The organism is Pseudoalteromonas sp. XMcav1-K (assembly GCF_044005875.1).
Taxonomy (GTDB): domain Bacteria; phylum Pseudomonadota; class Gammaproteobacteria; order Enterobacterales; family Alteromonadaceae; genus Pseudoalteromonas; species Pseudoalteromonas spongiae.
This window is the reverse complement of record NZ_JBIPJE010000047.1, coordinates 119,988-136,252: the sequence shown is the minus strand read 5'-3', so window position 1 is coordinate 136,252 and position 16,265 is coordinate 119,988. Positions and strand designations below refer to the sequence as shown.

17 protein-coding genes are annotated in these 16,265 nt (G+C 40.1%); 9 read left to right on the top strand and 8 right to left on the bottom strand.

Annotated features, from left to right (window positions below):
- Positions 1-96: 96 nt before the first annotated feature.
- The 6 genes from pseI to pseB are packed head-to-tail and all read right to left on the bottom strand — an operon-like array spanning position 97 to position 6,205.
- The gene (pseI, locus tag ACHSBP_RS16425) at positions 97-1,176 is read right to left on the bottom strand and encodes a pseudaminic acid synthase (RefSeq protein ID WP_395389653.1); all 1,080 of its coding nucleotides are present in this window, start codon (positions 1,174-1,176) and stop codon (positions 97-99) included.
- On the bottom strand, positions 1,157-2,437 hold the full coding sequence (locus ACHSBP_RS16420; protein WP_395389651.1) for an aminotransferase class III-fold pyridoxal phosphate-dependent enzyme: 1,281 nt from the start codon (positions 2,435-2,437) through the stop codon (positions 1,157-1,159). The genes pseI and ACHSBP_RS16420 overlap by 20 nt, the downstream gene beginning before the upstream one ends.
- Positions 2,438-2,440: 3 nt before the next feature.
- A complete protein-coding gene (locus ACHSBP_RS16415; RefSeq protein WP_395389650.1) occupies positions 2,441-3,193 on the bottom strand; it encodes a cytidylyltransferase domain-containing protein in 753 nt (250 codons plus the stop codon).
- A 12-nt stretch (positions 3,194-3,205) separates the two neighbouring features.
- Positions 3,206-4,057 carry an aldo/keto reductase gene (locus tag ACHSBP_RS16410; protein WP_010560711.1) on the bottom strand — a complete coding sequence of 284 codons (852 nt, stop codon included), beginning with the start codon at positions 4,055-4,057 and terminating at the stop codon, positions 3,206-3,208.
- Complete coding sequence (pseC, locus tag ACHSBP_RS16405; protein WP_010560710.1) at positions 4,050-5,207, bottom strand: UDP-4-amino-4,6-dideoxy-N-acetyl-beta-L-altrosamine transaminase; 1,158 nt, start codon at positions 5,205-5,207, stop codon at positions 4,050-4,052. Before pseC ends, ACHSBP_RS16410 begins: the two co-directional genes overlap by 8 nt.
- On the bottom strand, positions 5,204-6,205 hold the full coding sequence (pseB, locus tag ACHSBP_RS16400) for a UDP-N-acetylglucosamine 4,6-dehydratase (inverting) (protein WP_010560709.1): 1,002 nt from the start codon (positions 6,203-6,205) through the stop codon (positions 5,204-5,206). The genes pseC and pseB overlap by 4 nt, the downstream gene beginning before the upstream one ends.
- Before the next feature lie 182 nt (positions 6,206-6,387).
- Here pseB and ACHSBP_RS16395 point away from each other — a divergent pair, with 182 nt between their 5' ends.
- The 6 genes from ACHSBP_RS16395 to ACHSBP_RS16370 all read left to right on the top strand — a co-directional run bounded on the left by ACHSBP_RS16395 (position 6,388) and on the right by ACHSBP_RS16370 (position 11,921).
- On the top strand, positions 6,388-7,173 hold the full coding sequence (locus ACHSBP_RS16395; RefSeq protein WP_395389648.1) for a flagellin: 786 nt from the start codon (positions 6,388-6,390) through the stop codon (positions 7,171-7,173).
- Between the two features lie 136 nt (positions 7,174-7,309).
- Positions 7,310-8,758 carry a sigma-54 dependent transcriptional regulator gene (locus tag ACHSBP_RS16390; RefSeq protein ID WP_395389647.1) on the top strand — a complete coding sequence of 483 codons (1,449 nt, stop codon included), beginning with the start codon at positions 7,310-7,312 and terminating at the stop codon, positions 8,756-8,758.
- A gap of 211 nt (positions 8,759-8,969) precedes the next feature.
- The gene (locus ACHSBP_RS16385) at positions 8,970-10,025 is read left to right on the top strand and encodes a hypothetical protein (protein ID WP_395389646.1); all 1,056 of its coding nucleotides are present in this window, start codon (positions 8,970-8,972) and stop codon (positions 10,023-10,025) included.
- A 212-nt stretch (positions 10,026-10,237) separates the two neighbouring features.
- Positions 10,238-11,146 (top strand): M14 family metallocarboxypeptidase, encoded by a 909-nt coding sequence (locus ACHSBP_RS16380; protein ID WP_395389644.1) that lies wholly within the window; start codon positions 10,238-10,240, stop codon positions 11,144-11,146.
- 12 nt (positions 11,147-11,158) lie between these two features.
- On the top strand, positions 11,159-11,623 hold the full coding sequence (locus ACHSBP_RS16375; protein WP_010560704.1) for a cyclic nucleotide-binding domain-containing protein: 465 nt from the start codon (positions 11,159-11,161) through the stop codon (positions 11,621-11,623).
- Position 11,624: 1 nt separating this feature from the next.
- A complete protein-coding gene (locus tag ACHSBP_RS16370) occupies positions 11,625-11,921 on the top strand; it encodes a hypothetical protein (RefSeq protein ID WP_010560703.1) in 297 nt (98 codons plus the stop codon).
- 3 nt (positions 11,922-11,924) lie between these two features.
- Here ACHSBP_RS16370 and ACHSBP_RS16365 read toward each other — a convergent pair whose 3' ends face one another.
- Entirely contained in the window at positions 11,925-12,671 is a 747-nt protein-coding gene (locus tag ACHSBP_RS16365) for an MBL fold metallo-hydrolase (protein WP_395389642.1), read from the bottom strand.
- Between the two features lie 125 nt (positions 12,672-12,796).
- Between ACHSBP_RS16365 and ACHSBP_RS16360 the strand changes: the two genes are divergently transcribed.
- Both ACHSBP_RS16360 and ACHSBP_RS16355 read left to right on the top strand, forming a co-directional pair.
- The gene (locus ACHSBP_RS16360) at positions 12,797-13,360 is read left to right on the top strand and encodes a sulfotransferase (RefSeq protein WP_395389640.1); all 564 of its coding nucleotides are present in this window, start codon (positions 12,797-12,799) and stop codon (positions 13,358-13,360) included.
- 60 nt (positions 13,361-13,420) lie between these two features.
- Positions 13,421-13,993, top strand: a complete 573-nt coding sequence (locus tag ACHSBP_RS16355) for a tRNA-(ms[2]io[6]A)-hydroxylase (protein WP_395389639.1) — start codon at positions 13,421-13,423, stop codon at positions 13,991-13,993.
- A gap of 10 nt (positions 13,994-14,003) precedes the next feature.
- Here ACHSBP_RS16355 and ACHSBP_RS16350 read toward each other — a convergent pair whose 3' ends face one another.
- Positions 14,004-14,537 carry an NUDIX hydrolase gene (locus ACHSBP_RS16350; RefSeq protein WP_395389637.1) on the bottom strand — a complete coding sequence of 178 codons (534 nt, stop codon included), beginning with the start codon at positions 14,535-14,537 and terminating at the stop codon, positions 14,004-14,006.
- Positions 14,538-14,691: 154 nt separating this feature from the next.
- On the opposite strand from ACHSBP_RS16350, the gene ACHSBP_RS16345 reads away from it, so the two are divergent.
- A complete protein-coding gene (locus tag ACHSBP_RS16345) occupies positions 14,692-16,245 on the top strand; it encodes an AbgT family transporter (protein WP_395389635.1) in 1,554 nt (517 codons plus the stop codon).
- The last annotated feature ends 20 nt before the right edge of the window (positions 16,246-16,265 follow it).

Here is a 16,265-nt window from a genome sequence, read left to right as displayed (position 1 = left end):
AGCTACAAAACCTGAAAGTAAACTGAATACCTTTGCCAATTGGCAGGAGTACAGGTTGAATGGGCCTAAGACAAACTTAAACCATGATATAATAACTTATGTATTTGTCGTCCGCCTATTGACCATATCCCATGTCAATGCTGTAGCGGCTTCTATATCCATTGTAGCTTCCAAACCTAAAACAACATCTAGGTGTTTTGGAGCAAGTCCATAGCCCGGTCGAATGCAGCGAACATTGTCTTTGGAGAACACTTCTCCTTTCTTTATATCTTTGCTGATGTATAGCGAGCGTCGAAATATAAGATTAGGTTGTTCTGATTGCGCTAGGGTAAAATTTGGTTTACCAATCGCGTGCCAAGCGTCACGAACATCCTTACATAAAGCTTTTAGTTCTTCGGGCTCTAAAGAAAATGCTGCGTCTGGCCCCCCGTCTGCTCGTGCTAACGTAAAGTGCTTTTCGATAACTGTTGCACCTAAAGCTACTGATGCAATAGCGGTTGTATTACCCAACGTGTGGTCTGATAAGCCAATTGGGAGGTCAAACTTTTCTGCAAGGGCTTTTATTGTTGCTAAATTAGTTTGCTCAATCGGGGTAGGGTAACCACTCACGCAATGAAGCAGTGTTACTTGACCGTTACCATAATTTAAGGCAACAGCAAGCGCCTCTTCAATTTCTTGAATATTTGCCATACCGGTAGACATAATCATTGGCTTTTTTGTTTCAGCAACTTTTTTAACTAGCTCATGATCAATTAACTCAAATGAAGCAATTTTGTATGCAGGTGGGTCAAATTGAGTTAAAAAATCAACGGCAGTTTCATCGAATGGTGAACTAAAAATATCAATTCCTAGCTTATTTGCTCGATCAAATAGTGCTTGGTGCCACTGCCAAGGTGTATGCGCCCAATCGTATAATTGATAGAGGCTTTTACCTTGCCATAACCCTTCAGATATACAAAAATCTTTTTTATTAGAGTTTAACGTTAGTGTATCCGCGGTATATGTTTGTAATTTAACTGCATCAGCGCCTGCTTCAGCTGCCGCATCGATTAGCTTTAATGCCCTATTTATGTCGCCATTATGATTCCCTGACATTTCCGCTATGATGTAAGGAGGCGTGTTGTTTGATATTTCTCTTTCACCAATTTTCATAGTGTTATCTGACCTTAAAGACATTCTCTATTTGTTTACCATCAAGATGCGCAGCTAAATTACCTTGTTTATCCAAATCATTTAATTGAGTAAATAATTCCTGATAATGCATTATAAGTTGATCTATGTTTTCAAAACTATGCGCGTAGGAAAGGTTGTGTGTTCCTATAAATAAAACACCGCGTTTGCAGAGCTCTTGAATCAACCAAGATTTAATTGTGTCTGCAGAGTTAACTCTGTCGTTGGTAATGTTTAAAAATGTCCAAGGGGCGAGTCCTTTTAATTCAAACATTGTAAACTCTGAGCAATATTTTTGATATTGCTCTACTAAGTAATTACCTAACGTCCAAATATATTGACTGAATTCAATTTTCTTCATCTTTTCGATAGTTGCTTTAGCTGCTGCAAGAGATAAAGTTTCGCCCCCAAAAGTTCCTGAAAAAAAGATATCATTCATTAACATCATAACTTCACGTTTACCAACGATTGCAGATAGCGGCATACCGTTTGCCATCCCCTTACCAAAGGTTGCTAAATCGGGTGTTACACCAAAGTAGCTTTGAGCGCCACCTAAGTGATATCTAAACCCAGTGATGATTTCATCAAAAACAAGCACGATGCCATTACGAGAGCATATTTCTCGTACTTTCTCTAAAAAACCGTCTTCAGGAGGCGCTATATTAAGTGGCTCCATAATGACTGCTGCAAGTTCGTCTGGGTGATTTTCAATGAGCGCTTCTAGTGAAGAGATATCGTTGTAAGTGAAGCCATGAGTTAGCTTTTTAGTGGCTTCAGGCACACCCATATCACGTGTGGTCGAACCTATATACCAGTCTTGCCAACCATGGTAACCACACACAGCAATGTGTTCTCGTCCTGTATAAGCTCGTGCTAGACGCACGGCAGCACTGGTAACATCACTGCCATTTTTAGCGAAGCGAACCATTTCAGCACAGGGAATAAGGTCAACTAAGAGCTCTGCCACTTCAGCTTCTAAAGTATGGGGAAGTGAAAAACTTATGCCTGATAAAAGTTGTGCTTTGATTGCATCATCAACTTCTTGGTCTTGGTAGCCCAAGCTAACGCAGAGCAAGCCATTAATGTAGTCGGTATAAATATTGTTATCGAGGTCGGTAACCTGAGCGCCCTTACCATACTTAATAAAAAGTGGTGCAGCTTTAAAAGGCAAAGCCATTTTACTTTTACTAAAGGTTTGGCTTGCTAGTGGTATGATGTTTTGCGTCTTTTCATACCAATTTAGTGATTCAGAAAAGCTGATAGTCATTAATTAGAAACCTTGTTCTTTGTCTTGTAGCAGCGACAATTTGTAGCCTTCATTTAACTCTATATCGGCATTGAGCGCATTAACTTGCGGGTGTGATTGTAAATACTCAACGATTTGTTGATAACCAAATTGTTGCCCATCGAAATGACGATAGATTGCTGAAATGACCTCAAAGTCTTGTGGATGGTCGACGCTAATTCGAAATTCAGAATAATCTTGATCTATGGTGAAATCTTCCAATGAAAACAAATTAGAGTCGCGAATAAAAGGTGTTACGTGTTCACGCTCTGAAGGTTTTTTTGCTTTCTCATAAGCGGTTTCTAGCGCATTAAAGCTAAACACTTCGACATCTTGCCCATCAGGAAAGCACCTTGTAACACAGTTGCTAGTATAGTCTGTGTTGTTTGTAATATGTGTGCTAACTATTTGGTCAATTAACTCGGGGTCAATCAGTGGGCAATCTCCACATATGCGTATAATATGAGAAAAATTAAACGCTTTAGCGCAATGATAAAATCGTGCTAGTACATCATTTAAATCGCCACGGTAGCATTCTATATTAAGTTTTTGGCATAGTGTTTCGATAGGACTATCTAGCGCTTCATTTGATGTCGCCACAACAACTTTGTCCACAACTTTTGTCTGTGTAAGACGCTTAAGTTGAATCTCTAGCATTGGTACGCCATTAATAGGCAGTAATACTTTTCCGGGTAATCGTGTTGAACTCATTCGAGCTTGAACAATAATGCCTATCATACTTCCTCTATTTTAAAGGTTTGGCCAGTTACTTGGTATAATGAGCGAGTTATTGGTGCAAGCTAATTGGTGGTAACTGACATTAACTTTGATGTGCCAGGCGGTGTGAATTTGTGCTAACTCTGATGCCGAACAACAGCCAACAACAACTCGATCAATTTCATCAATTGATTTTAGAAAACTTAAGCAAATTTCGAGCCTAGAGTGAGATACTGAATCAACAAAGCTGTCGAAGGCATTTAATTCGCTGAATTGCGAAAAAAAATGACTGCGTGACTTTGGTGACATTAGGAGCAATCCTTGCAAAAATGCGGAACGTACGTGAATTTCAATACCTTGCTCTTTCATTTTGGTTAATAAACCATCTTGTAAAAAACGCTGGTCTAATACATTTAAAGGTATTTGAATTATATCGGGTTTGAGTATTTCAAATAGCTTTATTTGTTCTGGAAAGTAAAGTGACATTCCAATTTTATGCACTAATCCTTTTGCCTTTAATTCAGCGAGTTGCAAAGCGATTTCAATGGACTGTGGGCTGTTTAACACGTTTGCATCGTGCAACATTACACCGTAAATTGTTCGTTTTCTTAGTTTAATAAGAGATTCCTGAAGCAATTGGCTCACGTTGATCGTTGCATCGGTGTCAATAGCAAGTTTTGTAACAAGCTTAAAACTATCATTAGCAATTTGGCCTAAAACACGTTCACTACTGCCATACATTGCTGCAGTATCAAGCATATCAATAGATAAACTTTCAGCTTGCATAAGTAATTGCTGAGCGTTTTTAATTGAGACTCTACCTTGATTATTACTGATCCCGTAATCAAGTCCTAACTGTACTGTTCCAAGTGCTAACTTAGGCATCGCAGGTATTTAGTATTTTATCAAGGGTATTACAAATATAAGTGATTTCTTGCTCGGTTAAATCAGGGTAGAGCGGCAAACTTATCGCGCTTTGGTAGTAACGCTCAGCATGAGGGAAATCACCTAATTTAAAGCCTAATTTTTTGTAATAGGGCTGTATATGTATCGGAATGTAATGTAGGTTTACGCCAATTTTATTGTGACGTAATTGCTCAAAGCAGTGCTTGTGTTTAGCTGGATTATTTAAATTGATAATATAGAGATGGAAACTGCTATAACATTGTTTATCACGCTGTAATTGAGTTACGTCGACGTGCTTTAAACGAGAATCATACAATGAAGCGAGTTTATTGCGCTTAGCAACAAATTCATCGAGCTTGCTTAATTGGCTAAGCCCTAAAGCAGCTTGAATGTCGGTTAGGCGGTAATTAAATCCAAGAATGTGCTGCTCATAATACCAAGGGCCGTGATCCTCGGTGAGTTCAGCTGGGTTTCGTGTAACCCCATGACTTGATAATTGTTTTAGCGTTTTCGCTAATACATCACAGTTGGTTGTTGCGATACCGCCTTCGCCAGTTGTAATTATCTTAACTGGATGAAAGCTAAATACACATATATCAGAAAACTTACAATTGCCGACTTTACTATCTTGATAACTTGCCCCAATGGCATGAGAAGCATCTTCAATAATATGAATGTCATATGGCGCTACGGCATTATAAATCGCTTGCATATCGCACGATTGACCCGCTAAGTGTACGGGAATAATCGCTTTTGGTAATTCATTTTGTTGTTCGGCGTCAGCGAGCTTTTTTGCGAGTGATTCAACACTCATAAGGCCTGTTTGCGGATCTATGTCTACAAAGTCAATTTGCGCACCACAATATAATGCACAGTTGGCTGATGCTACGAACGAAATAGGTGATGTCCAAACTGTGTCGTTGTTACCGATCCCCAACGCTAGACACGCAAGGTGCAAACAAGCTGTTGCATTGCTGGCAGCAATCGCATGTTTTGCACCGACATATTCTGCAATAGCATTTTCGAATAATGAAACAGCAGGCCCTTGTGTAATAAAGTCAGACTTTAGAACTTTAACAACTGCATTTATATCTTGCTGATCAATGTGCTGCTTGCCGTATGGGATCATTTTACAGCCTGTGCATTGAATTCGGCTATTTCATCGACACTTAAAAAGTGTGGATTATCTTTTGAATTGTATTCATAACCAGGTTTTACTGGTCGTCCTTTTTCACCAATTGCATTAATTGTGAAATCGTTGCTTCGGCTACTAAATTTTATGCCTGGCGCGATAACAAAATGGTCGTCATATTCAAATGTGTCATAGCATAGATCGGCAGGGCACATTACTTCGTGCAATTTTTCTCCTGGGCGAATGCCGATGACTTTTTGAGGTAAATTCGGGGCCATTGCAGATGCTAAATCGGTTATTTTAATCGATGGAATTTTAGGCACGAAAATCTCACCACCTAACATACGTTCAAAGTTTTTAAGAACGAAATCTACCCCTTCTTGCAAGCTGATCCAAAAGCGTGTCATATCTTCGTGGGTAATTGGAATGTGGTCTTTGCCTTCGTTAATGAATTTTTCGAAAACTGGTACAACCGAACCTCGTGAACAAACAACATTGCCGTAACGCACTACTGAAAATGTAGTTCTATGGCCACCTGCAATGTTATTGGCGGCTACAAATAATTTGTCTGAAGCAAGCTTGGTTGCGCCATATAGGTTTATTGGGTTTGCAGCTTTGTCGGTTGAAAGAGCAATGACTTTTTCAACATCATTATTAAGTGCTGCATCAATAACATTCTCAGCACCATTTATGTTGGTTTTAATGCATTCCATTGGGTTGTATTCGGCTGCAGGAACTTGTTTTAGTGCCGCTGCGTGGATTACGTAATCTACGCCTCTCATTGCTCTGTTTAGGCGCTCTTTATCTCTTACATCACCTATAAAGTAACGCATACAATCTTGATTAAACTCTTGTTGCATTTCGAACTGCTTGAGTTCGTCGCGCGAAAAAACGATGATTTTCTTGGGTTGGAAATGTTTGAGCAACGTATTAACGTACTTTTTGCCAAACGACCCCGTACCACCAGTTATTAAAATTGTTTTGTTGTTAAACATAGTGTGTCCCATGCATCCAAGAGTTTTTAAATAAAAGAGTACTTTCATTACTTTAGCTTACTAAGCAGTATTTATGCCAATGGTTTGTCAATAATTCCTTGATTGGTGGTTAAAAAAGCATCGTGCTGTACTATAATTAAACGAGGTGTTTTGCTCTCAATCCAATTTGAAGGTACTTAAACATGAAAGTGCAGAATCAAAGTTTTAATTTCTTGAATAAAGCCGAAGAGTCAAAAAAAACGTTAATTGAACAGTTAGCCAGTGGTAAGCGTGTTAATAGTGCGTCAGATGACGCTGCCGCATTAAATATTATTGAACGCTTGCAAGCGCAGCAATCTGGACTAAGTCAGGCAATTCGTAATGCCAATGACGGGGTATCATATTCGCAAGTGGCTGAAAGTGCGTTGTCAGGAGTCAATGAATCAGTACTTCGTATTGAAGAATTATCACTGCAAGCGTCAAATGGCGCGCTTACAGATTCAGATCGCAGTGCAATTCAACAAGAAATTACGCAACTTCAAGATTTGATTAGCGATACCTTGAGTGATACGACTTTTGGCGGTCAGGCGGTATTTTCGGGGAACGATGTTGAGTTTCAAGTTGGCGATAATACTAATCAAGTGCAGTCGATAAACGCAGGTGATAGTAACTTGGTCACTAATGTGCTCAGTATTGATGTCTCAACACAGTCAGGAGCACAAGCCGCACTGGGGGTGACCGCGCAAGCAAGAGATGACATCAATGATACACGTGCAAGTTTAGGGGCTAGTCAAAATCTATTTGAACAGTCAATACGCAGCAATACAAACAGTGTAATTAACACTGCTGCGTCACAAAGCCGTATTCAAGATACTGATTTTGCTCAAGCAATTTCTCAACGCACTGCTAGTGATATTTTATCTCAGGCATCGGTAGCGCTTGCTGGGCAGGCAAATCAGAATGCCAGCCAAGTACTGGGCTTGCTTTAATTTGCTTGTGATATATCAAACTTTGGTGTCAATTTTTTGAATTGACGCCAAAATTCCGCCACTTGTACCTTGCAACATCGGTCTAAGCCGTTACAATAAAACAATAATTAGAATAACATTATAATTGTGCCCGTATATGAGCTTTACCAATTCCACTTGGGTTATTGACGAAAACGAGAATCGAGCAAATAAGTTAGTTGCATCACTGTGTTTTATTGGTGAACACGCGAAAGTGGCAACAGCAACAGACGTGCAAGAATCAGCATTGCATCATGTGGAAACGGTTTTTTTAGGTGCGTTAACAGGTCATGACCATGAAACGCTGATAAAAAGCCAGCCAGAGACTCCTTTTATTCTAATTGGTGAAACGCTACGACCGCTATTATCGTTGGCTAATGTGATAGGCATTTTAGCGGAGCCCTTCGCTTATGCGCCAACCACTGAGTTGCTACGCGACTGCCAAGAATACAAACGTCATTTACCTAATTTAACGAGCTCGCAGAATGAAAAGCGCTTTGACGGCTTAATTGGCGCGACGTCTGAAATTGAGCATATTCGTTTTTTAATCCAACAAGTTGCGAAAACAAACGCGAATGTACTTATTTTAGGTGAGTCGGGCACAGGTAAAGAAGTTGTCGCACGCAATATTCATTTATTGTCTAATCGCAACAGCGGGCCATTTATTCCGGTTAACTGTGGCGCGATTCCAGGCGATTTACTGGAAAGTGAGTTATTTGGTCATGAAAAAGGGGCTTTCACTGGGGCTATTTCTACGCGCAAAGGGCGATTTGAAATGGCACAAGGAGGAACTTTATTCCTTGATGAGATCGGTGATATGCCAAGCCAAATGCAGGTTAAGTTGCTACGAGTTTTGCAGGAGCGTGTATACGAGCGCGTTGGTGGCGGTAAGCCAATAAAAGCGGATGTTCGTATCATCGCTGCCACGCACCGTAATCTAGAAACCATGATTGAAGAAGACGCGTTTCGTGAAGATTTATATTATCGCTTAAATGTATTTCCCATTGAAAATCCATCATTGCGTGAGCGTAAAAATGATGTTCCTTTATTATTACAAGAGTTAATTAAGCGCAACGTTGCAGTTGGTGGTGCAAATGTAAAGTTTACCGAGCGAGCGCTTGATAGTTTAAAAGAGCATGGTTGGCCAGGTAACGTTAGGGAACTCTCTAATTTAGTGGAACGTATGCAAATTATGTTTCCGGAAAAAGTGGTTGATGTGTCTGACCTGCCGAAAAAATATCAGCATATTGATGTGGAAGAGTATATTCCTGAGTATCCAGAAGAGATCTTAGAGCGTCAGGCCCTCAACGATATTTTTAGTGAAGGCTTTGGTGAATTTGAAGAAAACGACAGCGATGATTTTGATGCTCCACTTGATACAAGTCAACCTGCAGTACTGCCTGCTGAGGGTATCGAATTAAAAAGCTATTTAGCAGAGTTAGAAGTGTGTTTAATTGAACAAGCACTTGAGCGCAATGAAAACGTGGTAGCGCGTGCTGCTGAAGTGCTTGGTGTAAGGCGCACGACACTAGTTGAAAAGATGAAAAAGTATAATCTAAACAACTAAATAAGTTCACAGTAATGGCTTGTTTGTTAATTCATTTTGGCGTTAACAGTAGGCCATTTAATCGGTATTTCCCCTACATAAATCTAAACGACAATTAGAGTCTATACTCTATATTTCTTGTACCTAAGATAAATTATATTGAATTCAACTGTAATAATTGTTAATTTTTTGTATCGAGGTTGAGGAAAATAATAATTATAAGGTTGGTAGTATGAAACAATTCACAATTACGGCATGTTTAGCCTTGTCTTTACTTGGTTGTGGCGATCCCGACAGCTTGGATAACATTGAATTTGTTAAACGTAACTTAGAAAATAAAAACCTGCATGAAAAGCTACTGACAATTGAGCTTACGAAAAATCGCTCAAAGCAGCACCAAGAGCTGTATCAAAAAATTAGTACAAGCTATAAATTACTTGAGCAAAGTAAAACTGAGAAAGACCGCTTTTCCTCGTATTATCATAGCTTTCTTGCCCGCGATGCATACTATACCGATGAATCTGACTATCAAGCTGTAGTGAGTGCCAAAAAACTAGAGGATGTCACTGGGCTATATCGTCGTATTGAGCCTTATTTTAAAAATGAACAAGCAGCGGACTTTATTTATACCACTACCGCAGATACATGGGATATTTACTCGGTAATACAGCAAGTAAAATACAATGCGCAGGTTTTACATGCGGTTGACGAAGGTAAAAATGTTAAGAAGAAAAATAACAACCCAGAGTTAAGAAAGTGGTTAGATAGAGCCATTGCACGTGAGTATCAAGAACTACAAGAAATCGTTTTTATATTGGTTCAGGCTAGTGAGACCAATAAGGAAGATTTCTACGCGGATAAAAAACAAATAGAACAAGACGCCGACCGCATTCTAGCAGGTGTTCGTGCAGAAAAAGCCAGACAAATGTTAAAACCAGATATGTACGCATGGCAGCAAAAGAACTTATGGCGCTACGAGCTGGTTAATAATACGTGCATGGTACTGGATGAAAAAATTAGAGATTACGCCATCGCAAAAGATTGTCATCGTTTATTAAAGGCATACGAAGGTTACACAATCGAGCCTGATGAATTTTCAAACTTCGCGGCTAAATCTCGTATGGCACGTAACAAGTTAGCGGCTGTGACCGAAGAATTAAAAGAACGCTACAACTACAGCGAAAAAGTGCAGAAGTCTGATTTAAAACCGAATGACCAACTTAACTCACTGATGATGTCGTTGAAAAAAGATATGTATCGTGCAACGCCAAATATTGGCATCTTATAGCAGGTAGTAGTGAGCTTAGTCTTCTTTTTGTTGCACGCACGCAGTGAGGCGAAACATCGAACGTTGCAATACAAATGCATTAAAACAAAGCAAAAGTAGTGCAGTAAAAAGCGACAGATATTAATACAAGCGGCAATGGCCGCTTTTTTTATGTCATTTATTCAGCCAGTTGATATGATAGTAACTCTGTATTTTTGAATAGTAGGTGTAGTTTGAGTTCACATTATCCAATCGGTATTCCTGGCCAAAAGTGGAATGACGCAGAAAAGTCACAATGGTTAAATCAGCAACAAAAAAAGCGTGATTACAATCAGGTGGTGGTGTCACAAATAAACCAACTAACCGATGCATTTGATATTGAAAGTTATGGGCAGCTGCCTTATGGTGATGATCTTACTCTTTTTGCTCTGCGCTCTAAATCTTGGCAACAAGATAAGCCATGTGTATTAATTACAGGTGGAGTACATGGCTACGAAACTAGCGGCGTAATGGGGGCTCTGGCATTTGCTAAAAACGATGTCAAAGACTTTGAAGATGCGTTTAATTTTGTGATTTTACCTTGTATTAGCCCGTGGGGATTTGAAACCATTAATCGATGGAATTCCTATGTGGTTGACCCAAATCGGTCTTTTTTTAATGATTCTCCAGCCCCTGAATCTCAGGCGGTATTAAATTACTTAAGCAAACTTAACTGTGACTTTTTAATGCATATTGATTTGCATGAAACCACAGACACCGACAATTCTGAATTTCGCCCAGCATTAGCAGCGCGTGATGGCGCTCAGCACACCAATTGGAATATTCCTGATGGGTTTTATTTGGTAGGCGATTCAAAACGTCCAGAAGCGGCGTTTCAAAAAGCCATTATTGAGTCAGTTGAACAAGTCACCCATATTGCGCCGGCGGATGAAAATGGTGAACTAATCGGCGTAGCGATTTCACAATTTGGTGTATGCAACTACGACTGTAAAGGTTTATCTCTGTGCGCTGGTATTACTGATGCGACATATGTCACTACCACAGAAGTTTATCCGGATAGCCCTAAAGCGGATGAGCAAAATTGCATTGATGCACAAGTTTCCGCAATTCGTGGCGGGTTAAACTACTTGAACGCGTTGTAACGGAGAGAATTAGTGGCACTGATCACACAAATTCCCCTAATCAAAAAAATGGAGTTGGTTAATCGCCTGTCATTTTTTAAAACGCTTACATTAGCAGAAAGGCAAATGGTGGTTGAGTCATTTTCTGAATTGCATTTGTTCAAAAAAGACAAAATGGTATTTAGGCAAAATGAACACGATAACCACCTATATATTGTGTTGTCCGGTGAGCTAGTGTTGTATAAACAGCAGCATAAACCATCGCTTGTTTCTATTCAGCCAGGCGATTTTGTTGGTGAAGGATCATTTGTCGAAACACATAATCGCAGTATTAATGCCAAAGCGAACGCAGAAACTATCGTGTTGGCTATTTCACATACGGCGATGCAAAAATTGCCTTACGCAATTCGCGATAAGATAAAAGATCGCATTATTTTAGGCATGAGCCAACGCATTGAAAAACTTGGCGTAGTGATTGAAAAACTGCAAGGAAGTTAGCATGAAATTATATAAATTATTGGCTTTGGTAAGCGCGATTGTCGCGTTAAGTGCGTGTAGTACTGCGCCAAGAAATAGCAATCAAATCGAATGTAATGGTGAACGTTATCCTGTGACCTACATGAGCGAAATGCAGCAATATGAGGTAGAGCGTTTTGCAATGCGCCACGATTTCAGACCCGGTTGTGTATCGGGCAAGCTAAAGGAAATTAAGGCGCAAACTTGTCAGACAGCGTCATCTCTCAGCTATGAGCAATGGATGACATTGTATAACAGCTGTGCAGTTAATAAGCCTTAGGCTTTAACTTTTAGTAATTTGCTTTAACTTACTTTTTACAGAGCGCCAATGTGTCATCGGGATACTTGGCGCTTTTTTTAGTAAGTAATTAAAATCGATATCAGCGAAATTTATTTTGCCGTCATGGGCTAGTAGTACTGAGGTTGGTTTTAATGTTTTTAGCATCAATAATGAATTAAGATAGCGCTTGGGGTAGAAAACTGGAAAAGGCGGGATCAGCTTTCCTTTTACGTTCACCATAAGGTCGGCGACGTAAATCATATTGCTGGGAATGTGATGCAAGCAAATATCTCTGTCAGTATGGCCTGGACTATGATGTACTTGCCACTCATCAAAATCAGGAATGCTCACACCATCAGGCAAATAAATATCGGCCTTAAGCTTACGTGGGTACCACATAAAGGCTTGTTTTTTACCTTTACGACTGGCAACCCAACGCGCCAATAAAATATCGGTAATGTGCATCATAATGCCATCAAAGCCTTGATACCAATGACCAGGTGCGTTTGATGTTGCGATTTTTGCACCTGTCATACGACGCAGTTTGTGTGAACCACCGGCATGGTCAGGATGCATATGCGTAACCATAATCAATTTTAGATCTGATAATGGTCGCTTTAGTTCTTGTGTAATAAAACGTGCAACGAGTTCACAATCCGCGCGGCAGCAGCCGTCCAACAGCATTAATTTATCTGGATATTCTACTAAATAGATCGATTGTATGTGTCCATTTAAGTTATGTAGTTGCATAATAAGCGCATTGTTTAAATGTGATATTATTCAGCTTATCGCAACTCATCAGACCACTCAAGAGGTGTCTTATTAGCAGTCAGAAAATCTTTGTTTTAGGCTTACCCCGCACTGGCACAACGAGTGTGTGTGCAGCTGCGCTCGCATTAGGCTTTAAAACCGCACATACTGCCTATATTCAGTCAACCTTGGATGAAGCAGAATTTATTGCCGATACCCCCGTTTTTCACGATTATGAAACGCTCTTGACAGCTTACCCCAATGCGAAATTTATTTACCTTGAGCGAGATTTAGCAAGCTGGCTGCCATCAATCAAAGTATTGTTAACGCGTATGGAAGATAGGCTTCTTACCGAACATGGTGGCTTTTTTCCAAGCTTAAAACGCTGTTATGGTGAGGTTTTTCATCCGCTTAATAAACAAACTATGTTAGATGATGCGCATTTAACCCAGTGTTACTTATCGCACAAAGCCAAGGTAATGGACTTTTTTCAGCGCATCAATAACCAGCACTTAGTGATTAACTTGTCTGATGAAAACAGTTATCAGCAATTTTGTTCGTTTCTGGGCAAGCAAGAAAAAGGCGGTTTTGAACAACTCAACGTAAACGGCAAAGTTACGGCGTGGAAACAAATTAAAAGCCCTCTAAAACTCGACTCAACACGCAATGGTAAAGCGGATTTAAAATAGACATCTTTGAAGCTGACTATTAAACTGCGCCTAATTTGAATTACTAACATTAAGCCAAGTATGTTTGAACTTAAATACAAAACGCCATTTTCTTGGACTGAAGCGGTAATGGCCGATTTTGATACCTTTTTACAAGACCACGCTGCCGCTGAGAAAAAAGCGTCGGGCATGGCGCTTTCAATGCTTTCGCATTACCCAGATCGCCGAAAATTAGTGCGTGCAATGACTGACTTAGCGCTTGAAGAAATGATCCACTTTAAGCAAGTAGTGAAAATTCTGTTAGAACGCGATATTACGTTAGGTAAAGACACTAAAGATTCGTATGTAAAAGATTTACGTGCATTGTTTCGCCAAGGTAAAGACGTATTTTTACTCGACCGCTTACTGGTTGCTGCGGTGATTGAAGCCCGTGGTTACGAGCGTTTCTCTCTGGTTGCTGAAGCACTTTCAGAGGGTAAAGAAAAAGACTTTTACGTTACCATCGCAAAATCAGAAGAAAAGCACGCATTTTTGTTTGTTGAGCTGGCGTACGAATATTTTGATAAAGCCGAAGTGGATGCGCGTTTAGAAGAGATTTTGCACGCTGAAGCGGAAATTTGTGCAAAGCTGCCGCATACAGCGGCGCTTCACTAATAAGTTTTGCTTATCCGCACGAAGGATTAAGCAAATTTGCTGCAATATGCTCAAGTAAAAAGGTTTCGCGCACTATGCTGATGCCTTTTTTATCTGATTCAGCCATTGTTTGCTTGTTGTAAGCAATGGCTTTATTTATATCTACCCAGTGTACCGTCATGCCATTGGCAATCTCATAATCTTCTAAATTTTGCTGGTCAAATTCATCGTCAATTGTGCAGGTAAAGCAATAAGAGAGCATTTCGATTAATTGATCTGCTTGTTTGTAATTAGCACGAAACTCACGAATTAAGCCGTATGGCGTAATATTATCAATTTCGCGTGCGCCGGTTTCTTCGGTTAACTCTCTAATTAACGCTTGCTGCAGGCTCTCGCCATGATCAACTCCGCCACCGGGCAAAGAGTAATCACGATAACGTTCGGTGTGTAGTAATAAAATGTTTTGGCCTTTGGTTACAATAGCACGTGTAGCGGGGCGCAATATGCGTTGATGCTGATTGAGCGCGAGTTCATCAACAAAACTAAACTCTTTTATTATCTGCATAAAAATTACGAAATCGTTAAAAGGCACGCATAGTAGCACCGTGAAATCAGAATATAAACGCAAATTAAACGACACGTTAAAACAAATTAAGTTTCCTTTATCGCCACATCGTTTATGATAAATTAGCAAGAATAATAACTATTAGGGAAATACCATGTCATCGAGTAACACTGATGCACAGACACAAAAAGTAAAACCCATAGATAAATTTCTTAATGGTATTGAGTATGTAGGAAATAAATTGCCAGATCCGGCAATGATATTTTTGTTCTCAATGCTATTGATTTGGGTACTTTCTGCAATTTTTTCAAATTACACGTTTTCAGCAATCGACCCACGCACTGGCGAAGCGATAGTTGTTAATAACTTACTTACTGGTGATAACCTTGCCGCCTTTTTAGCGAATATGGTTAAAACATTCACCGGCTTTGCGCCGCTTGGTGTAGTACTTGTTGCAATGCTAGGTGTAGGTGTAGCCGAGCATTCGGGCTACATTAACACTGGCCTAAAATTAATGTTGAAACGCACACCGAAGGCGCTATTAACACCTTGCGTAATCTTAATTGCGATTGTTAGCCACACCGCAACTGATGCTGGCTATGTATTAGTAATTCCGCTTGCGGGTGTGATTTTTTATGCCATGGGGCGTCACCCATTAGTCGGTATTGCAGCGGCATTTGCCGGTGTAAGCGGTGGCTTTAGTGCTAACTTTATTCCATCGGGAATCGATCCGTTACTACAAAGCTTTACCCAAAGTGCAGCGCAAATTATTGACCCGACTATTGAAGTTAATCCACTCAATAACTGGTATTTCACTTCGGCGTCAAGTTTATTTATCGTGCTACTTGGCTGGTATATCACGGATAAAATTATCGAGCCGCGTCTTAACAAGGTCGAGCTTGATGGCAACACTGATGACTTACCGAGCTTTGATCAAATTAATGACACCGAGCGTAAAGGCTTTTACATTGCCTCAGCTGTTATGATTGCGGGTCTTGCACTCCTTGCTTATGCTGCGTGGGGTGAAAGCTCTCCACTTCGTAGTAAAGAAGGCTCACTGACTGATTTTAAAGCGCCATTAATGCAATCTATCGTGCCGATTATTTTCTTGGTTTTCTGGATACCAGGGGCGGTTTACGGTTTTGTAGTGGGTACCTTTAAATCAAGTAAAGACATGATAGATGCAATGACCAAAGCAATGCATGGCATGGCGTATTATGTGGTTATGGCGTTTTTCTGTGCACTGTTTATTGCTGCGTTTTCGCAATCGAATCTGGGTGCGTTACTCGCTATTGAAGGTGCTGAAGTACTAAAAGCAATGCAGCTACCAAGTGCGGTAACTGTGGTGGGCATTATTTTCTTAACCGGTTTTGTGAACCTGTTTGTTGGTTCAAGTAGTGCAAAATGGGCGCTGCTAGGACCAATTTTCGTACCTATGTTAATGCAGTTGGGCATTTCGCCAGACTTAACACAAGCGGCTTACCGTATTGGTGATTCAAGCTCTAATATTATCACGCCGTTAATGCCTTATTTCCCGCTAGTGGTGGTGTACTGTCAAAAGTATGTTAAGAATACCGGAATTGGTACATTAATCGCGTTAATGATCCCATATTCAATTGCCTTTATGATTGGCTGGACCTTGTTCTTGCTTGCTTACTGGGGCCTAGGTTTACAATTAGGTTTACAAGCAAGTTATACCTATGGGTGATAGCGGTTCATGTAAATAGC